Here is a 17,820-nt window from a genome sequence, read left to right as displayed (position 1 = left end):
TGCCGCACCCCACCGACAAGTTCCGGCCGAGCCCGTCGGCGGGACCCCAAAACCCGCCCCCCGAGCGGGTTCTGGGGCCGAAGATCTCAGCCGCGAGTGGCGTGGATGCTCCGGCGGATGTTGGCGCGCACGGCGGCCACGTCGGGGTAGCCGTTGACGGCCAGCAGCAGGTCGGCCTCGGCGGCGTAGGCCCGCAGCAGATGCACCAGACCGCGTACCCCGCCCAGAGCCAGCGCGTAGACGTAGGGCCTGCCGATACCGACCATCGTCGCACCGAGCCCGAGCGCCTTCACCACGTCGGCTCCCGAACGCACGCCGGAGTCGAAGAGCACCGGCACCCGGCCATCGCAGGCGGCGGCGACCTCGGGCAGGGTTTCCAGCGCGCTCAGTCCGCCGTTGGCCTGGCGCCCACCGTGATTGGAGCAGTAGATGCCGTCGGCGCCGAGGTCGATGGCGCGGCGTGCGTCGTCGGGATGCGAGATGCCCTTGAGGATCAGCGGCAGGTCGGTGAGCGAGCGCAGCCAGGTCAGGTCGTCCCAGGTCAGCGAGTGACCGAAGGTCGAAACCCAGTGCAGCACAATCATCTTCGGGTCGTCGGAACCGACCATCGCCTGGAACACCGGGTCGCTGGTGTAGTTCTTCAGTACATGGCCACGCAGCTGCGGGAAGTTGCCGCTGGACAGGTCGCGGGGCCGCCAGCCTGGCACCCAGGTGTCGAGGGTGACGGTGATGCCCGCGTAACCCGCGGCTTCGGCGCGGTGCACGAGGCTTTCCGCGAGTTCGCGATTCTTGGGGGTGTAGAGCTGGAAGAACGACGGGGTGTCGCCCGCGTGCGGACGAACCTCTTCCAGGGGGTCTTCCATCAGCGTCGAATACATCGCGGGCACACCGGTTTCGGCCGATGCCTTGGCGATCGCGATGTCACCGTGCCCCTGTTCACCGACCAGACCGATCACACCGACCGGCGCCAGGAACAACGGACTGGCGAAGGTGTGCCCGAACGCGCTGACGGTGAGGTCGCGTTCGGTCGCGCCGACCAGCATGCGCGGCAGCAGCCCCCAGTCGGCGAAGGCTTCGGCATTGCGTCGCTGGGTGAGCTCGTCACCGGCGCCACCGGCGATGTAATGCAGCAGCGTATCGGGCAGGGCGGCGGTGGCTTTACGCTCGAGAGTGGCGTAGTCCATGGGGAATTCGGGCAGAACGCCCCCGAGCGCGGTGAGATAGATCTCGTTCTGATAGTCGGCGAACTGACTCATCGCTGAACTTTCGCACGCGACCCGCCCTCGCGCGCCGCCGGGGCCATGTAAGGTGCGTCATACTCCAACGTAGGCAGCACCTACCCCCAGCAGCGCGTTCCGAGATTGTGAGTGCCCCTGTCGTGACCGTCGTCGAACACTCGGCCGCTCCCGCCGATCCGGATGTAGCACTGGCCGAACGCATCAACTGCGACCGCGTGCGCCACCTGACCCGGCTCGCCCTCGGCCTGTCCCAGGATTCGATGGATCTGCTCACCTCCGTCACCGATCGACTACGCGCCGCCGAAGGTGCGTTACGCGATCCGCTCACCAGCGACCTCGGCTTCGACTGACCTCCCCTTGATTCCGAGCGCTCGACGCTCGACCATTCCGGCTCCCGCGCCGTAGAGCGCGCAGCCGTGCGCAGGCCCCATCGCGCGGCCCCGTCCGGGCCCCGATCGTGCGGCCGCCTCGTGTTCTGCCCGCGTTATGCGGATATCTCCTTCTCCCGGTTGCCGTGGCCTCGTCATGCCCGTCGGCAACGATTGTGACTCGGCTCACCAAAAGTCGTTGACAAAGCCACACAAGTGGGCATAAAACAACATGAGTACACATTCACGAACCGGAGGAACCATGTACGCCGAGGAACGGCAACAGGCCATCGCGACCCTCGTCGGGCAGCGCGGTCGCGTCTCCGTCGCCGAACTCGCCGACAAATACGGGGTGACCACCGAAACCGTCCGCCGCGACCTGGCCGTACTCGACCGGCTCGGCCTGATCCGGCGAGTGCACGGCGGAGCGGTCGGGGCGGGCGCGCTCACCACCATCGAACTGGGCACCGTCGAACGCGACAGCACCCGCGCCGCCGAGAAGGACCGCATCGCCGAACTCGCCCAGCGCTACCTGCCCGCGTCCGGTGGCAGCGTGCTGTTCGACGCGGGCACGACGACCTCACGGGTCGCGGCCGCCCTACCGGTCGATCTGGACCTGGTCGCCGTCACCAACTCGCTGCCCGTCGCCACACGCCTCACCGGGTACGCCGGGGTGCGGACGCATCTGCTCGGTGGGCGCGTGCGCGGTGTCACCCAGGCCGCCGTCGGGGCCGAAACCCTGCGCGTACTGGGCGAATTGCGCGTCGACGTCGCGTTCGTCGGCACCAACGCGCTCACCGTTCGACACGGGCTGTCCACCCCCGATCCTGAGGAGGCCGCCGTGAAGCGGGCCATGATCGCGGCCGCCGACCGCGTGGTCGTCGTCGCCGACGCCTCCAAGATCGGGCGCGAGGACTTCGTGAGCTTCGGTACCACCGCCGATATCGACGTGCTGGTCACCGACACCGACATACCGTCCGCCGCACACGACAAACTGATCGCCGAGGGAATCGAAGTGGTGCTCGCATGATCGTCACACTGACCGCGAACCCGAGTGTCGACCGGACGGTGACGCTCACCGAACCGCTGCGCCGAGGGCAGGTGCACCGCGCGGCGAACGTCACCTCCCAGCCCGGCGGCAAGGGCGTGAACGTGGCACGCGTGCTCACCTCGGGCGGGGCGTCCGCGCTCGCCGTGCTGCCGGGCACCGAGGACGACCCGGTGGTTAGCGGATTGCGCGGCGCGGGCATCGCGTTCCGTGCCGTGCCGACCGTCGGCGCCCCACGGACCAATCTCACGATCGCCGAAATCGACGGCACCACAACGAAAATCAACGAACCCGGGCATCCGCTGCGAGCGCCGGAACTCGACGCACTCGCCGGCGCGCTGGCAGAAGCGGCCGCGGGCGCTTCGTGGGTCGTGCTGTCCGGTTCGTTGCCGCCCGGTGTGCCCGTGGATTGGTACGCGCGGCTCGTGGGTGAGCTGTCGGCCACCGGCTCGGCCAGGATCGCGGTCGACACCTCCGAAACACCGTTGCTCGCCCTGTTCGACGAACCGGGTTCTGCCGCACCGGATCTCATCAAACCGAACAGCGAGGAGCTTGCCCAGCTCACGGGGCTTGACGCTGGCGATCTCGAGAATCCCACGGCCGCGGCGCAGGCGGCCACGTCACTGATCGAGCACGGCGTCGGTGCCGTGCTCGCCACCCTCGGTGCGGCGGGAGCGGTGCTGGTCACCGCCGAGGGCGCCTGGTTCGCCGGTGCGCCGCCGATCGTCGCGCGCAGCACGGTCGGTGCCGGCGATTCCGCACTGGCCGGGTACCTGCTCGCCGATCTGGCCGGCCTCGATCCGGCCGATCGGCTGCGCGCCGCCGTCGCCTACGGCAGCGCCGCCACCGCGCTGCCCGGTACGGAACTGCCGGGCCCCGCCGACATCCTGCTCGAAGCCGTCATGGCCCACCCGCTCCCGGACGCGCTGCCGAAGGCACTGGGCGACACCGCGACCAGCTGACCTCCCGTTCGATCCCGCTCCACCCGACACCGGAAAGACACGACGATGGCCGATTCGATCATCACCCAAGACCTGGTCACGCTCGACGCCGACTTCGGCGCCGACAAGCAATCGGTCATCACCGCACTGGCGGGCACCCTGGCCGCGCAGGGCCGGGCCACCGACGCAGGCGCCGTCAGCGAGGCCGCGCTGAACCGGGAGGCCCAATCGGCGACCGGATTACCCGGCGGCATCGCCATCCCGCACTGCCGGGCCGCTGCCGTCACCGCCCCCTCGCTCGCCTTCGCCCGGCTCTCGCCCGGCGTCGACTTCGGCGCACCCGACGGACCGGCCGACCTGGTGTTCCTCATCGCCGCCCCCGAAGGCGCGGGTGCGGACCACATGAAGCTGCTGTCGTCCCTGGCACGGGCGCTGGTCCGCCCTGCCTTCGTCAACGACCTTCGCTCGGCCGCCACACCCGCCGAGGTTGTCGCGTTGGTCGATGGGGTCATCAATCCGCCTGCGGCGACAGCCGACACGACTGATGCTGTCGGTGCGGGTGCGGCCACTGCCTCATCGTCCGTCGCGGGCGCGACTTCCGCGTCCGATGGAGGTAACTCACCCGATGCCGCCGGTCATGCGGCATCGAGCGGTGACGCGGTCACCCCAGCTGACGCGACCGACCTGAATAAAGCGGCGACGGGTGGTGCGGCGGGTGCCGACGTCACGACTCGTCGAAGCGACACGAGTGAGACCGCCGACGCGGGAGCACCGACGAAGATCGTGGCGGTCACGGCGTGCCCGACCGGCATCGCCCACACCTATATGGCCGCCGATTCCCTCGCCGCCGCCGCGGAGCGGGCAGGCGTCGACCTCGCGGTGGAGACCCAGGGATCCAGCGGTGGAGACAAACTCGATCCGGGAACCATCACCGGCGCCGACGCGGTCATCTTCGCCACCGATGTGGGAGTGAAAGATCGGAGCCGGTTCGCGGGGAAACCGGTCATCGAATCCGGCGTGAAGCGGGCCATCAACGAACCGGACACCATGATCGCCGAGGCGGTCGCGGCCGCACGGACCCCCGGCGCCGCCACGGTCGGCGGGGCAGCACCCGCGACAGGTGAGCAGGCGGCCAAGGGCATCGGCTGGGGTACGCGGCTGCGGCAGATCCTGCTGACCGGTGTGAGCTACATGATCCCGTTCGTCGCGGCGGGTGGCCTGCTGATCGCGTTGAGTTTCCTGCTCGGCGGTTACGAGATCTCCGACAGCGCCAAAGACATCGTGCTGAACAACTCGCTCACCGACCTGCCCGACGGCGGTCTGGCCACCTATTTCGCCGCCGTGCTCAACCAGATCGGTGTGCTCGCGTTCGGCTTCCTCGTTCCGGCGCTGGCCGGGTACATCGCCTTCGCCATCGCCGACCGGCCCGGTCTCGCACCGGGCTTCACGGCGGGTGCGATCGCCCTCGTCGTCGGCGCGGGCTTCCTCGGCGGCCTCGTCGGCGGTCTGATCGGTGGTTTCGCGGCGCTGTGGGTGAGCAAACTGCCCGTCCCCACGTGGGCGCGCGGGCTGATGCCCGTGGTGGTGATTCCGCTGCTGGCCTCGCTGATCGTCGGTGTGCTGATGTTCGTGCTGCTCGGCAAGCCGTTGGCGGCGGTCACCGACGCGCTCACCGATTGGCTCGGTGGTCTTTCGGGTAGTTCGGCGATCGCGCTCGGGGTGATCCTCGGTGTGATGATGTGCTTCGACCTCGGCGGCCCGGTGAACAAGGCGGCCTACTCGTTCGCCGCCGCTGGCCTGTCGGTCACCGACAACACCACCTTGCGGATCATGGCCGCGGTGATGGCGGCGGGCATGGTTCCGCCGCTCGCGATGGCGCTGTCGACCACGCTGCGGCCCCGGCTCTACACCGAGGCCGAGCGGGAGAACGGCAAGGCGGCCTGGCTGCTCGGCGCCTCGTTCATCTCCGAGGGCGCCATCCCGTTCGCCGCGGCCGACCCGCTGCGGGTGCTGCCGTCGATGATGGTCGGCGGCGCGGTGACCGGTGGCATGGTCATGGCCACCGAGGTCACGCTGAGCGCACCGCACGGCGGGATCTTCGTGTTCTTCGCCATCGGCCACGTGCTGTGGTTCATCGTGTCGGTGCTCGCGGGCACCGTCGTCGGCGCCGCCTGCGTCACCCTCGCCAAGGAGTTCACCGGCAAGAAGTCACCCGCTCTGGCCACCGCGTAAGTCACCCTCGCACAACATCACCTCGCACAACAAGGAGAAACTCATGCCAAGCACCACCGTCACCGTCGGCTCGTCGGTCGGCCTGCACGCGCGCCCCGCTGCCCTGATCGCGGAGGCGGTGGGGGCGGCGGGCGTGCCCGTCACCATCGCGCTCGCGGGCGGCGATCCGGTCGATGCCGGGTCGGCGCTGATGATCATGACCCTCGGCGCGGGTCAGGGCGCGGAGGTCGTCATCAGCTCCGACGATCAGCCGACGCTCGACAAGATCGCGGAACTGGTGGCCAGCGACCTCGACGCCTGACCACACGCTCTACCGCCGACGGCGCCGACCCCCCCCAGGGGCGGCGCCGTCGGCTTTTGCCCGCCCGGCCACGGTCAGGGGCACTCCCGCGGCGCCGGTGTCCCGGTCAGCCGGGCATCCATCCACTCCATCGCACCGGGCCAGCCGGCCATCATCCCGAGGCTGTGTTCGGTGGGCAACGACCGGAAGACCACCTGCGTATCGCCGGCGCAGTGCCGCCTGGCGACGGCGAGACCCTGTTCCGGTGGTACGCCGAAATCGAATTGCCCGTGATAGATGTACAGCGGCGCGTCGGCGGTGCGGCCGCTCAGGTCGGTGCGTGTGAAGATCTCCCGGATCGCGTCGGAGGCGAGCGGGTTCGGTGGTGACATCCCGACGTCCACCGGCAGGCCGAGCAGACCGAGCGGGCCGTTGCTGTCACCGCAGAGGTCGCGGATCGGTGAGGTCGCCACCCACTGACCGAGATGGTTCAGCTGGGCGAGCAGGGCGGGGTGTTCGCGGGCGACGGCGAAGCCCGCGGCCATCAGGATTCCGGAGGCGAAGCTGCCGTTGAAGCGGGCGGCGATGGCGGGATAGTCGCTGATCAGGCCGCCCATAGCGACCCCGGCGAGCGCGTCGCCGAGTTCGGGTGCGTATTCGGGTTGCAGCACGGCGGCGCCGTAGGCGGCGATCGCGCCGCCGGAGTACCCGCCGACGGCGAACCGGCTGTCGCCGAATACCTCGGGACGCACCGCACGCACCGCGCGAATCGCGTCGAGCACCGCGTGCCCGGCGACCGTCGGCTCCGCGTACGCCATCAACGGTCCCTCGTGGTCCGGCACGAGCACCGCATGGCCCCGGTTCAGCGCCCAGGCCATCGTCGGCGGGAAGAGGTCGCCCATGTTGAATTTCGGGTGGGCACCGTGGGCGAGCCCGTATCCCGGCGTGCAGGACGCGCCGAGCGAGTTGATCGGCAGGGCGTTGACCACCACTTGCCTGGTCGTTCCGGACGGGGGTGCGGTTGTGGGAATGAGCAGGGTCGCGGTCGCGAAGGACGGCGCGCCGCGCGAGTCGGTGGTGCGGAACTTCAGCAGCACGGCCTGCTGGATCGGCACGACCGCGAACGGCGCCGCCGTGGCAGTCACATCGCGCTGTTCGATGATCTCCCCCGGGCGCCGGTCCGCGAGGTCGGCGGGCCAGGCGTCGAACAGGGTGTCGCCGGTCGGGGTGGCGCGGGTGGCTTGCCACAGGGCGGCGACGTCGGCGGGAAGGTCCTTGATCAATTGTGTGGACGCCGCGGGCAGCGACGGGGCGGGCAGGACGTCGTCGACCAGCGACGGCCCTGCCCAGGCCGGGGCTGCCGTGAGCGCCGCCGCGACGGCGAGCGCGGTGATCGCGCAGGTTCGCAAACTACCGGGCCGCGACATGTGGTCCCTCCCCAGGAGCATCAGCCGGATCGTGGGGCGGTCGACCCCACGCGGCCATCGAGGCCGTCCCGAACCTATGCCGGGGAATCCGTGGACAACACGGTGTCGGCTGCGTCCTTGTACATGTCACCGACGGTGAACAGCGGGAACGGTGACGGTCAACAGGGTCGCGAGACGCAGCCGTACGGCGCCTGGACAAAAAGAAGACGGTCCTGACCGTGTGACCAGGACCGTCTTCGTTTGTAGCGGGGACAGGATTTGAACCTGCGACCTCTGGGTTATGAGCCCAGCGAGCTACCGAGCTGCTCCACCCCGCGTCGGTGAATACAACATTACACACGGGTTAGCGTAGATGCCAAATCGTCAGGTCAGGCGGGGTTTTTCGCAGTTGCGGAGCCCTCTTCCCCGACATGGGATCCACGACGGTGCGTTCAATTGTGATCACCATCACCGGAATCTAGGCAAACCCGGCCCGCATGTCGGATTCGGTGACGGGGATCACTATTTCGGCGTGATCTCGGGCACATAACGGTGCGATTACAAACTGTTCGGCACTTATGCATTCCCGCCGGATACACCGCATAAACCTCGAAAAGACGACTGTTCCAATCACACAATGAGTCCGTTATCAAGATGTGATCGGCGCGCAATTCTTGGTTAGCGTCTCCCCCATGACTGAAACCCGGAAATTCCGCACCCGTGCCCTCGGCGTCGCCGCCGTCACCGGCGCCCTGGTTGCCGTTCCGTTCAGCCTCGCCACCGGTACCGCCTCCGCCGCCGCCCACAACTGGGACGGCGTCGCCCAGTGCGAGAGCGGCGGCAACTGGGGCATCAACACCGGCAACGGTTACTACGGTGGCCTGCAGTTCTCGCAGAGCACCTGGGCTGCCAACGGCGGACAGGGCTCGGCCCACACCGCGAGCAAGGAAGAGCAGATCCGCGTCGCGGAGAACGTGCTCGCCACCCAGGGTGTCGGCGCGTGGCCGCACTGCGGCAAGTACCTCCAGGCCGCCGAGCCCGAGCCCATCCCGGCCCCGATCGAGGAGCCTGCCGTCGAGCTGCCGGTCGAGCTGCCCGCCGAGGCCCCCAGCGAGGTGCGCGCCGCCGTCGACCAGGCGACCGCCGCGGGCCGTGCCCTGGCCGAGCAGTACGGTGTCGCCGGTCAGTACCAGGACCTGCTCAACGCCAACGCCCCGCTGATCGCACAGATCGCCGGCTGATCCACTCGTTTCCCCCTGCAGCAAGAAGGCCCCGCCGATTCCGGCGGGGCCTTCTTGTGTCGCGAACCGTTACCGGCCGCCCGCGTCCTGGTAGGCCTGCACGGCCTTGTCCAGTTCCTCGAGCGCCTTACCGAAATCGGCGAAGTTGCCCGTGCGCATCGCGGTGCGCACCGCCTCGATCTTGCGGCTCAGCTCGGCTGCGGCGGCTTCCTGAGTCGGCGTCGACGGGGTACCCGACGCGGGCGGCGGCGGAACGACGCCACCGGCTGGCGGGGTCGAGCCCTGGTCGACCGGCGGGGTCGCCCCCGGTTTCGGCTTCACCGACGGGTCGCCGCCGAACGGTGTCGCCAGCGAACCGGCGCCCGGGATCACCTGATTGAGCGCGTCGGCCAGGGTCGCCGCGTAGCCCACCTTCACACCGCCACCGGAGTCGCGGTAGCTCACCAGCACGCGCAGCAGCTGCGGGAACGTCGACGAACCGGTGTTGCGTTCGTTGTAGAACGGTTCCACGTACAGGATGCCGCCGTCGGCCACCGGCAGGGTGAGCAGATTGCCGTAGCGGATCTTGTTCGAGTTCGACAGCAGCGTCTTCTCCCGTGACACCGCGTCGGCGGTGGTCATCGAGTTCTGTGTCTGCTGCGGACCCTGCGTCTGCGTCTCGCCGGGCAGCTGCAGCACCGTGAACTTGCCGTAGCCCTCCGGGTCCGAGCGGACCGAGATGTAGGCCGACAGGTACTCGCGGTTGTAGCCGACCATCGAGGACGTCAGGTTGAACACCGGCTTGTTCGTCTTCGGATCACCGAGCAGCACGTAGTACGGCGGCTGGTTGAAGGTGCCGCCCTCGATCGTCGGATCGCTCGGCACCGACCAGAAGGCGTTGTTGGTGAAGAACTCGCGCGGGTTGTCCACGTGGTACTTGGTGAGCATCTCGCGCTGCACCTTGAACAGGTCTTCCGGGTAGCGGAAGTGGGCGCGCAGTTCCGCCGAGATCTCGCTCTCGGGCTTCACCGCATCCGGGAAGACACCCTGCCAGGCGTTGAGCACCGGGTCGTTGGTGTCGGTCTCGTACAGGGTGACGGTGCCGTCGTAGGCGTCGACGGTCGCCTTCACCGAGTTGCGGATGTAGCTGACCTCCTTGCGCGGGATGGCCCGGCCGGTCTTCTTGTCGATGCTGTCCTCGACGGCGCCGTCGAGCGAGGTCGACTGCGCGTAGGGGTACTTGTCGAGGGTGGTGTAGGCATCGACGATCCACACGATGCGCTCGCCGACAACCGCCGGGTACGCGTTGCCGTCGGTGGTCAACCACGGCGCCACCTTCTGCACCCGATCGCGCGGCGACCGGTTGAACAGGATCTTGGAGTCGTCGCTGATCGCCGAGGAGAACAGGATGTTGCGCTCGGCGTACTTGGCGGCGAAGGCCAAGCGGTTGAACCAGTTGCCCACCGGCACGCCGCCGCTGCCGTCGTAGGTGAATTGCGCGGTGTCGGAATCGTATTCGCGCGGCGCCTCACCCTCGGCGGTACCGACGATGGCGTAGTCGGGGTCGGTCTGGGAGATCAGCTCGCCGAAGTAGATGCGCGGCTGATCGACCTTGATCACCTGCTTGTCCTTCTCGGTGAACAGGTCGCTCACCGTGAACAGCGGGTACCCCGAGTCGCTGCCGCCCGAAGCGCTCTGCGCATCCGACTGCGGCTTGTTCACCCGGTTGGCGGGCGCGGCGACGAAACCGTTGCCGTGGGTGTAGACGGTGTGCTGGTTGATCCAGTCCTTCTGGTTACCCGACAGCGCCGCCGGATGCAGCTCGCGCGCGGCGACGATGTAGTCCTGCAGCTCGCCGTTGACGTTGTAGCGGTCGATGTCGAGCGACTCCGGGAAGCCGTAGAAGTTCTTGCGCTGCTGCAGCTGGGTGAACGTGGGCGAGAGGATGTTCGGGTCGAGCAGCCTGGCATTGCCGATGGTCGCCGCGTCGGCGGGGACCTCGAGCGGGCTCTTGGTGCTCACACCCTGGTAGTCGCGATACTCGACCTTGTCGTCGGTGATGCCGTACGCCTCGCGCGTGGCTTGGATATTGCGCTCGATGTACTGGCTTTCCTTCTCGGCGGCATTGGGTCGCACCGAGAACTGCTCAACGACCATCGGCCACACCGCACCGACCAGGATCGAGGAGAGCACGAGCAGCGCCGCCGCCATCGCGGGCACCCGCAGATCGCGCAGCACGATGCCTGCGAAGAACGCGATCGCGCAGATCACCGCGATCGAGAGCAGGATCAGCTTGGCAGGCAGTACCGCGTTGATGTCGGTGAACGACGGACCGCTGAAGGTGGGTTCCTTGCGCGTGCTCGACAGCAGGTCGTACCGGTCGAACCAGTACGCCACGGCCTTGAGCAGCACGAAGATGCCGGCGATCACGGCCAGCTGCACCCGTGCGGCACGGGTGAGCGCGCCCTCGCGTCCGGCCAGGCGCAGCCCGCCGAACACGTAGTGGGTCACCAGGTTCGCGAAGAACGCGATGACCACCGCGACGAACAGCCAGTTCAGCACCATCCGGTAGAACGGCAGGTCGAAGGTGTAGAACCCGATGTCGAGATGGAACTGCGGGTCCTGCTGACCGAAGTCGCCGCCGTGCAGGAACAGCTGCACGGTTGCCCAATTCGACTGCGCCACCAGGCCCGACAGCAGGCCGAGCAGCACCGGGATGCCGATGCCGAACCAGCGCAGCCGCGCCATCACGGTGGTGCGGTAGCGCGCGATCGGATCGTTGGGCCCGGCGACCGGCACGAACACCGGACGCGAACGGTAAGCGAGCAGCAGCGCCGCCCACACCACGAGCCCGACGAACAGGCCGATCACGACGAACAAGATGAATCTGGTGCGCAGCACACCCAGATACACACTGCGATAACCGACCTCGCCGAACCACAACCAGTTGGTATAGGCGTCGGTGAGGCGGGGCCCGAGCAGCAGCAGCGCCGCGAGGACGACAGCCGTCACCAGCAGCACACGGCTGCGTCGGGACAACGAAGGTAAGCCGGTGGGGGGCCGCATGCCCACGGTGCCACTCTCCATGCTCCGGCGGTTCCGCGACCGATTCCGGGCGCGGACACCGCAGTCCGATGTTGCGGGTGATCCTGTTCGGGATCGTTGGCGCCCACTCTACGGAAATCGGACACCGTGCAAGCGGCAGGGCCGAAAATGATTGGATGGTCGGGTGACCGATGACGAGCACGCCGAAGTTCTCCTCGCCCGCTGTGTGCGCGAGGTCGTCGAGTTCGCCGACGCCGAGGGCTGGGGCAATCCGCCGCAGATGTTCGCGTTGGTGCCGACCGCCGACCTGGCCGCGGCCGAACCGGACCTGCAGGATCAGCTCGACGAGGGCAGCGAACTGACACCGGTGGCCCAGGAAGCCTTCCCCGACGACATCACCGGCGGTTCGATGGCGCTCGACGAATTCCTGGCCACCACCACCTGGCCGCCCGCGGTCGAGGGTTGCGTGCTCGTCCAGGAGATCGTGGTGCTGCCGCCGGACGCGGAGAGCGATCTGGACGAGGCGCTCGTTCCGCTGCTCGCCGACGACGAAGCCGCCGACGCGGCCGGGCGCGCCGCCGCCCACGCCCACCCGGGCCGCCGCGATGCCCGCCTCATCGCGGGCGTGTTGCGCCAGGGCGCGTCGCTGTGCCTGCTGCAGATCCGCCCCGAGGACGACGACGGCTTCGGCGACCTCGACCTGCGCACCTACCCGAACCTGGCACCGGGCCTCGTCGAGGCCCTGCACCACACGCTCGAGTGATCAACTGCCGAGTTCTCGGCGCGTCCCCCGCCTCTGGACTGACCGGAGGGTGCGACGAAGGAGTGCCCGGAGGGAGGGAAGAGGCGGGGGTTTAGCGCCGAGAACCGCGGCGCCAGCCGCCGTCATGCACAGCTGATGGGTTCGCGGCCCGCTTCGATGTCGGACAGGGCGGTGATCGCGGTGTCGAGGGTGTCGACCTTCACCAGTCGCAGCCCCTCCGGGATGCGCTGAGCTGCCTCGTTGCAATTGGCGGCGGGCACGAGGAAGGTTTCGGCGCCCGCCTCACGCGCGGCGATCATCTTGTACTGGATGCCGCCGATCGGGCCGACCTTGCCGTCCTGGTCGATGGTTCCGGTGCCCGCGACGAACTTTCCGCCGTTGAGTTCACCAGGTGAGAGCTTGTCGATCAGGGCCAGGCTGAACATGAGCCCGGCCGAGGGACCGCCGATGTCGGCGAGGTTGAATTCCACCTTCAGCGGCGGGCGCCCGCCCTCGCCGAGGCCGATGCCCAGGTAGCCCTTGTCGCTGTCGTCGGGGCGGGCGGCGAGGGTGATCGGGGTGGTCTGCTCGACGTCGCCGCGCCGGTAGACGACGGTGATGACGTCGCCGGGGCCCTTGGTGCCGACCAGGTCGATCACTTCCTGGGGTGCGGTGATCGGCTTGCCGTCGATGCTGATGATCTGGTCGTCGGCGGCGAGGATGTCCTTGGCCGGGCCGTCCTCGACGACACCGCGCACCAGGACCACCGTCGGCAGGTTCAGGTGGTGCAGCGCGGCGACCTCGGCGTTGCTCTCGGAGTCCTTGAAGTCCTGCTGGTTGGACTTGTCCACCTCTTCGCGCGACACGCCGGGCGGGTACACCTCGGCGCGCGGGACGAGGCCGTGCTCACCGCTCACCCAGAAGCCGAACGCTTCGAACAGGTTGAGCTCGTCGCGCACCGAAACGGTCGTCATATTGAGCTGACCGGTGGTCGGATCGAGGGGTGCGCCCGTGACGTCGACCACCTGCTTACCGTCGACCTGGCCGAGGGTGTCGAAGGTCGGGCCGGGGCCGAGTGCGACGAACGGGACGGTGACCACACTGCCGACCACGCCGAGCACGAGGACGGGTACCAGGGCCACGATCAGGGTGAGGATCCGACGATTCACTCCGACCACAGTAGTGATCACCTTCGGCGGGTGACGGCAGTGCCACGCTTTTGCGCTGTCGGCCCTGCCGAGGATTTCGCGATGCGCGAACACCGTGGACCGGCAGGTCCCGCGTAACGTAAGAGGCATGAGCGATCACCCCTTCGGCTTCTCGAACCGCGACGACGACGAGTCCGGTAAGCGTCGCGACGAGGCGAACGGACCCGGCGGATCGGATCCGTTCGGTTTCGGGGCGGGCGGCACGGGCGGTTTCGACCCGTCGCAGCTGGGTCAGATGCTGACCCAGCTCGGCCAGATGATCAGCGGCATGAGCCAGGGTGGCGGCCCGGGCGGCGCCCAGTCCGGCCCGGTCAACTACGACGTGGCCAAGCGGCTGGCACGTCAGCAGCTCGGTGCCAGCGTCGCACCGATCGCCGCGAAGACCTCCTCCGCCGTCGCCGACGCGGCGCACCTGGCCGAGCTGTGGCTCGACGGTTCGACCGTCCTTCCGGCGGGTGCGAACAAAACCGTGGCGTGGACGGCCAACGACTGGATCGAGGAGACGCTGCCCACCTGGAAGCGCCTGTGCGACCCGGTGGCCGAGCAGATCTCGGGCATGTGGACCGCGCAGTTGCCCGAGGAGGCCAAGCAGTTCGCCGGTCCGATGGTCGGCATGCTCGGTCAGATGGGTGGGCTCGCGTTCGGTTCGCAGCTGGGTCAGGCGCTCGGTCAGCTGGCCAAGGAGGTGCTCACCTCCACCGATATCGGGCTGCCGCTCGGACCGGCCGGAACCGCGGCGCTGCTGCCGAGCGCCATCGCCTCGTTCAGCGAGGGACTCGAGCAGCCCGAGAGCGAGATCATGGTGTTCCTCGCCGCGCGTGAGGCCGCGCACCAGCGGCTGTTCGCGCATGTGCCGTGGCTGCGTCAGCAGGTGCTCGGGGCGGTCGAGGCGTACGCGCGCGGCATCAAGATGGACTTCTCCGCGCTGGAGGACGCCGCCCAGAACATCGATCCGATGATGCTCAGCGATCCGTCCAAGCTGGAGGAACTGCTCTCGCAGGGCACCTTCGAACCGCAGACCACGCCCGAGCAGAAGGCCGCGCTGGAACGGCTGGAGACGCTGCTGGCGCTGATCGAGGGCTGGGTCGACGTGGTGGTCGCCGACGCGGTCGGCGAGCGGTTGCCCGGTGCGACGGCACTGTCGGAGACGCTGCGTCGCCGCCGTGCGACCGGTGGGCCCGCCGAGCAGACCTTCGCGACGCTGGTGGGTCTCGAGCTGCGCCCGCGCAAGGTGCGTGAGGCCTCGGCGCTGTGGCGCAGGCTCACCGACGACGCGGGCATGGAGCGTCGCGACGGAGTGTGGGCACACCCCGACCTGCTGCCCGATTCCACCGACCTCGACTCCCCCGCCGGGTTCATCGACTCCGTGATCGGCGGCGGCACAGGCGCTTTCGACGATCCGCTGGCCCAGCTCGCCGAGACCGAGGCCCGCGAGCGCGACCAGGCGCAGCAGGACGAGAAGAAGTCCGACGACACCGGCGACGACCCGGAGTCCGACCACTCGTGACGGTGCGCGACCACCGGCGGTGAACAACTTTCCGTCGGTGGTTGCGCGACACGGCTTTTCGGCGTGGCGTCGTCTCGAATCGCCGTGACGACGGGCGGAACATCGTCTGTTCACAAGATGAGATCGTCGAAACGACACGCCCAAAACCTGTGGATAACTGGGCTTTCGGGCCCTGGTCGCAGGCGAGTCGACGCCGATACTTCTGGCATGACGACCACAACACCACTGCGCGGCCCGATGCTGCACCCGAGGGTGACCACCCTGGTCCGGCCATCGGGCACGGTGCAACTGGGCTGGGACCCCGAACGCGCGCTCGTCCTCGAGACCACCGAGCTCGACACCGGCACGGTGCTCGCCTTCCTCCGGCTGCTCGACGGCCTGCAGTCGCGGCCGCAGATCATTTGGCGTGCCGGAGAATTCGGCATTTCTCCCGATCGCACCGTCGCGTTGCTCACCGCGATCGACCGAGCGGGGCTGCTGCTGCAACCCGAGCGCAAACAGGCAAAGATCCGGTCGATCACCGTGCACGGGCTCGGCCCGTTGTCGGACGCGGTGACGATCGGGTTGCGCCGCATGGGTTTCCGACCCTCTCGATCGCGCACGTTCCGCCCCGAGGTGGTGGTCGGTGCCCCCGGTTGCGATCTGGTGGTGCTCACCGACGCGCTGATGATCGACCCGCGCCTGTCGGTCGACCTGGTGTTGCGCCGGGTGCCGCACCTGCAGGTGCGGGTGCGCGACGGTATCGGCGTCGTCGGTCCCCTCGTCCTGCCCGGTCAGACCAGCTGCCTGCGGTGTGCCGACCTCACCCGTGCGGGCCTCGACCACGACTGGCCGCACCTGGCGGCGCAACTGCTCGGCCGTACCGGCCACGCCTCCCCCGCCGGCGTGGCGGCGACCACCGCACTGGCGCTCGGTGAGCTGGAAGCCATCGTCGAATGCTCACCGCGACGACGGCCCGCGACCCTGGACTCCACCATGGAACTCGACCTCGATTCGCACGAACTGCACCGCAGACCGTGGCCACCGCACCCGGAGTGCGGCTGTCGGACACTGGCCGGTCATCGTGCGGAGGTGGCCCGATGATCGCCGGTGTGAGCATTCCCATGGCACAGCGGCCGCAGGTTCGGCCATGATGGGTAGCGTGTCCGAGATCGTGCGCCGCAGCTCAAGCCGCAATGCCAAGTTGGCCAAAATTCCGCTCGGCATCGCGGGGCGAGCCGCCGTCGGGTTCGGCAAGAAGCTCGTCGGGGGTGACAAGCAGCAGATCAACGCCGGATTGAACCAGAAGGCCGCCGAGCAGTTGTTCGCCGTGCTCGGCGAACTCAAGGGCGGCGCGATGAAGTTCGGCCAGGCCCTGAGTGTGATGGAAGCCGCCGTGCCGGAGGAATTCGGCGAGCACTATCGCGAGGCTCTCACCAAGCTGCAGGCAGCCGCACCGCCGATGCCGATCGAAACGGTGCACCGGGTCCTGGACCAGCAGCTCGGCACCAAGTGGCGCGATCGTTTCCAGTCCTTCGACGACACCCCCGCCGCGTCGGCCAGCATCGGTCAGGTGCACCGGGCGGTGTGGTCGGACGGGCGCGCGGTGGCGGTGAAGGTGCAGTACCCCGGTGCCGACGAGGCGCTGCGCGCCGACCTGAAGACACTGTCGCGGATGTCGGGTCTACTGGCGTCGGTGATCCCCGGCGCGGACGTGAAGCCGCTGCTCGCCGAGATCACCGAACGCACCGAGGAAGAGCTCGACTATCGCATCGAGGCGGCCAACCAGCGCCGCTTCGCCGCCGCCTTCGACGGGCATCCGCACATCGTGGTCCCGAAGGTAGTGGCGGGTGCGCCGAAGGTGATCGTCACCGAATGGCTGGACGGCACACCGGTCTCCGCGCTGATCAAGGCGGGCGCCGAGGACCCGGAAGGCACGCGCGCGCAACGCAATCGGATTGCCGAGCTGATGGGCACCTTCCACTTCTCCTCACCCGAGCTGGCCGGCCTGCTGCACGGCGACCCCCATCCGGGTAACTTCCTCGTGCGCCCCGACGGCAAGCTGGCGGTCCTCGACTTCGGTGCCTGCGCGCCGATGCCCGACGGTTTCCCCCGCATCCTCGGCGAAATGCTGGCGCTGGCGGTCGCCGAGGACCACGAGGCCCTCACCCGGCTGCTCTACGAGCACGGCTGGGTGATTCCGGGTCGCAAGGTGACGCACGAGGAGATCGAGGCCTACCTGCGCCCGTTCAGCGACCCGATCCGCACCGACACCTTCCATTTCACCAGGGCCTGGATGCAGCGGGTCGCGGGCAAGGCATCGGAATTCTCCAGTCCGGAGATGAAAACCGCTCGGGCGCTGCAACTTCCGGCGGAATACGTGATGGTCTTCCGGGTGCTCGGCGGCTCCGTCGGCATCCTCGCCCAGCTCGACGCGGAACTGGGTTTCATGCGGCTGGTCCGCACCTGGGTGCCCGGCTTCCCCGCCGAACAAGCCTCTTAGCCGCCCAGAACAAACGAACCGCCCACCGACGCACGGTGAGCGGTTCGCTTGCGGTACAACCCTTTTCCCGAGTTCATGCTGTGTTCATGCGGCATGCTCGGGC

The 17,820-nt window shown here is 68.5% G+C and carries 14 protein-coding genes and 1 tRNA gene; 10 read left to right on the top strand and 5 right to left on the bottom strand.

The window, feature by feature from the left end:
- Positions 1-86: 86 nt before the first annotated feature.
- Positions 87-1,256 (bottom strand): alpha-hydroxy-acid oxidizing protein, encoded by a 1,170-nt coding sequence (locus AB0I19_RS23730; protein ID WP_357151232.1) that lies wholly within the window; start codon positions 1,254-1,256, stop codon positions 87-89.
- A 122-nt stretch (positions 1,257-1,378) separates the two neighbouring features.
- On the opposite strand from AB0I19_RS23730, the gene AB0I19_RS23725 reads away from it, so the two are divergent.
- The 5 genes from AB0I19_RS23725 to AB0I19_RS23705 all read left to right on the top strand — a co-directional run bounded on the left by AB0I19_RS23725 (position 1,379) and on the right by AB0I19_RS23705 (position 6,128).
- The gene (locus tag AB0I19_RS23725) at positions 1,379-1,588 is read left to right on the top strand and encodes a hypothetical protein (RefSeq protein WP_067637281.1); all 210 of its coding nucleotides are present in this window, start codon (positions 1,379-1,381) and stop codon (positions 1,586-1,588) included.
- A 280-nt stretch (positions 1,589-1,868) separates the two neighbouring features.
- A complete protein-coding gene (locus AB0I19_RS23720) occupies positions 1,869-2,636 on the top strand; it encodes a DeoR/GlpR family DNA-binding transcription regulator (RefSeq protein WP_357151298.1) in 768 nt (255 codons plus the stop codon).
- Positions 2,633-3,616, top strand: a complete 984-nt coding sequence (locus AB0I19_RS23715) for a 1-phosphofructokinase family hexose kinase (RefSeq protein WP_357151230.1) — start codon at positions 2,633-2,635, stop codon at positions 3,614-3,616. The genes AB0I19_RS23720 and AB0I19_RS23715 overlap by 4 nt, the downstream gene beginning before the upstream one ends.
- Positions 3,617-3,661: 45 nt before the next feature.
- Entirely contained in the window at positions 3,662-5,827 is a 2,166-nt protein-coding gene (locus tag AB0I19_RS23710) for a fructose-specific PTS transporter subunit EIIC (RefSeq protein ID WP_357151228.1), read from the top strand.
- A gap of 43 nt (positions 5,828-5,870) precedes the next feature.
- Entirely contained in the window at positions 5,871-6,128 is a 258-nt protein-coding gene (locus AB0I19_RS23705; protein ID WP_357151226.1) for an HPr family phosphocarrier protein, read from the top strand.
- A 74-nt stretch (positions 6,129-6,202) separates the two neighbouring features.
- Here AB0I19_RS23705 and AB0I19_RS23700 read toward each other — a convergent pair whose 3' ends face one another.
- Together AB0I19_RS23700 and AB0I19_RS23695 are read right to left on the bottom strand one after the other, a co-directional pair.
- Positions 6,203-7,534 carry a lipase family protein gene (locus AB0I19_RS23700; protein ID WP_357151224.1) on the bottom strand — a complete coding sequence of 444 codons (1,332 nt, stop codon included), beginning with the start codon at positions 7,532-7,534 and terminating at the stop codon, positions 6,203-6,205.
- A gap of 243 nt (positions 7,535-7,777) precedes the next feature.
- Positions 7,778-7,851: transfer RNA gene (locus AB0I19_RS23695), tRNA-Met, on the bottom strand.
- Between the two features lie 354 nt (positions 7,852-8,205).
- On the opposite strand from AB0I19_RS23695, the gene AB0I19_RS23690 reads away from it, so the two are divergent.
- Positions 8,206-8,754 (top strand): transglycosylase family protein, encoded by a 549-nt coding sequence (locus AB0I19_RS23690; protein WP_067491595.1) that lies wholly within the window; start codon positions 8,206-8,208, stop codon positions 8,752-8,754.
- A 69-nt stretch (positions 8,755-8,823) separates the two neighbouring features.
- Here the strand turns inward: AB0I19_RS23690 and AB0I19_RS23685 are convergent, their stop codons facing one another.
- A complete protein-coding gene (locus AB0I19_RS23685; RefSeq protein ID WP_067491743.1) occupies positions 8,824-11,805 on the bottom strand; it encodes a UPF0182 family protein in 2,982 nt (993 codons plus the stop codon).
- Between the two features lie 157 nt (positions 11,806-11,962).
- Here AB0I19_RS23685 and AB0I19_RS23680 point away from each other — a divergent pair, with 157 nt between their 5' ends.
- The gene (locus tag AB0I19_RS23680) at positions 11,963-12,541 is read left to right on the top strand and encodes a PPA1309 family protein (RefSeq protein WP_357151222.1); all 579 of its coding nucleotides are present in this window, start codon (positions 11,963-11,965) and stop codon (positions 12,539-12,541) included.
- Positions 12,542-12,663: 122 nt separating this feature from the next.
- On the opposite strand, the gene AB0I19_RS23675 is transcribed toward AB0I19_RS23680, so the two are convergent.
- On the bottom strand, positions 12,664-13,689 hold the full coding sequence (locus AB0I19_RS23675) for a PDZ domain-containing protein (RefSeq protein ID WP_357151220.1): 1,026 nt from the start codon (positions 13,687-13,689) through the stop codon (positions 12,664-12,666).
- A 127-nt stretch (positions 13,690-13,816) separates the two neighbouring features.
- On the opposite strand from AB0I19_RS23675, the gene AB0I19_RS23670 reads away from it, so the two are divergent.
- From AB0I19_RS23670 to AB0I19_RS23660, 3 genes are all read left to right on the top strand, one after another.
- Positions 13,817-15,235 (top strand): zinc-dependent metalloprotease, encoded by a 1,419-nt coding sequence (locus AB0I19_RS23670; protein ID WP_357151218.1) that lies wholly within the window; start codon positions 13,817-13,819, stop codon positions 15,233-15,235.
- 207 nt (positions 15,236-15,442) lie between these two features.
- A complete protein-coding gene (locus AB0I19_RS23665; RefSeq protein ID WP_357151216.1) occupies positions 15,443-16,318 on the top strand; it encodes a TOMM precursor leader peptide-binding protein in 876 nt (291 codons plus the stop codon).
- 46 nt (positions 16,319-16,364) lie between these two features.
- Positions 16,365-17,717: an AarF/UbiB family protein gene (locus AB0I19_RS23660; protein WP_067637292.1), complete on the top strand. Its 1,353-nt coding sequence runs from the start codon at positions 16,365-16,367 to the stop codon at positions 17,715-17,717.
- The last annotated feature ends 103 nt before the right edge of the window (positions 17,718-17,820 follow it).

It is taken from the genome of Nocardia sp. NPDC050413 (genome assembly GCF_040655475.1).
Classification (GTDB): domain Bacteria; phylum Actinomycetota; class Actinomycetes; order Mycobacteriales; family Mycobacteriaceae; genus Nocardia; species Nocardia coubleae.
The sequence above is the reverse complement of the archived record's forward strand: the minus strand, read 5'-3'. Positions and strand labels throughout refer to the sequence as shown.

Bases quoted from the DNA above. Each gene is read 5' to 3' on its own strand.
- AB0I19_RS23730 (WP_357151232.1), bottom strand. From the start codon at position 1,256: ATGAGTCAGTTCGCCGACTATCAGAACGAGATCTATCTCACCGCGCTC.
- AB0I19_RS23720 (WP_357151298.1), top strand. From the start codon at position 1,869: ATGTACGCCGAGGAACGGCAACAGGCCATCGCGACCCTCGTCGGGCAG.
- AB0I19_RS23715 (WP_357151230.1), top strand. From the start codon at position 2,633: ATGATCGTCACACTGACCGCGAACCCGAGTGTCGACCGGACGGTGACG.
- AB0I19_RS23710 (WP_357151228.1), top strand. From the start codon at position 3,662: ATGGCCGATTCGATCATCACCCAAGACCTGGTCACGCTCGACGCCGAC.
- AB0I19_RS23705 (WP_357151226.1), top strand. From the start codon at position 5,871: ATGCCAAGCACCACCGTCACCGTCGGCTCGTCGGTCGGCCTGCACGCG.
- AB0I19_RS23700 (WP_357151224.1), bottom strand. From the start codon at position 7,534: ATGTCGCGGCCCGGTAGTTTGCGAACCTGCGCGATCACCGCGCTCGCC.
- AB0I19_RS23690 (WP_067491595.1), top strand. From the start codon at position 8,206: ATGACTGAAACCCGGAAATTCCGCACCCGTGCCCTCGGCGTCGCCGCC.
- AB0I19_RS23670 (WP_357151218.1), top strand. From the start codon at position 13,817: ATGAGCGATCACCCCTTCGGCTTCTCGAACCGCGACGACGACGAGTCC.
- AB0I19_RS23665 (WP_357151216.1), top strand. From the start codon at position 15,443: ATGACGACCACAACACCACTGCGCGGCCCGATGCTGCACCCGAGGGTG.
- AB0I19_RS23660 (WP_067637292.1), top strand. From the start codon at position 16,365: ATGATGGGTAGCGTGTCCGAGATCGTGCGCCGCAGCTCAAGCCGCAAT.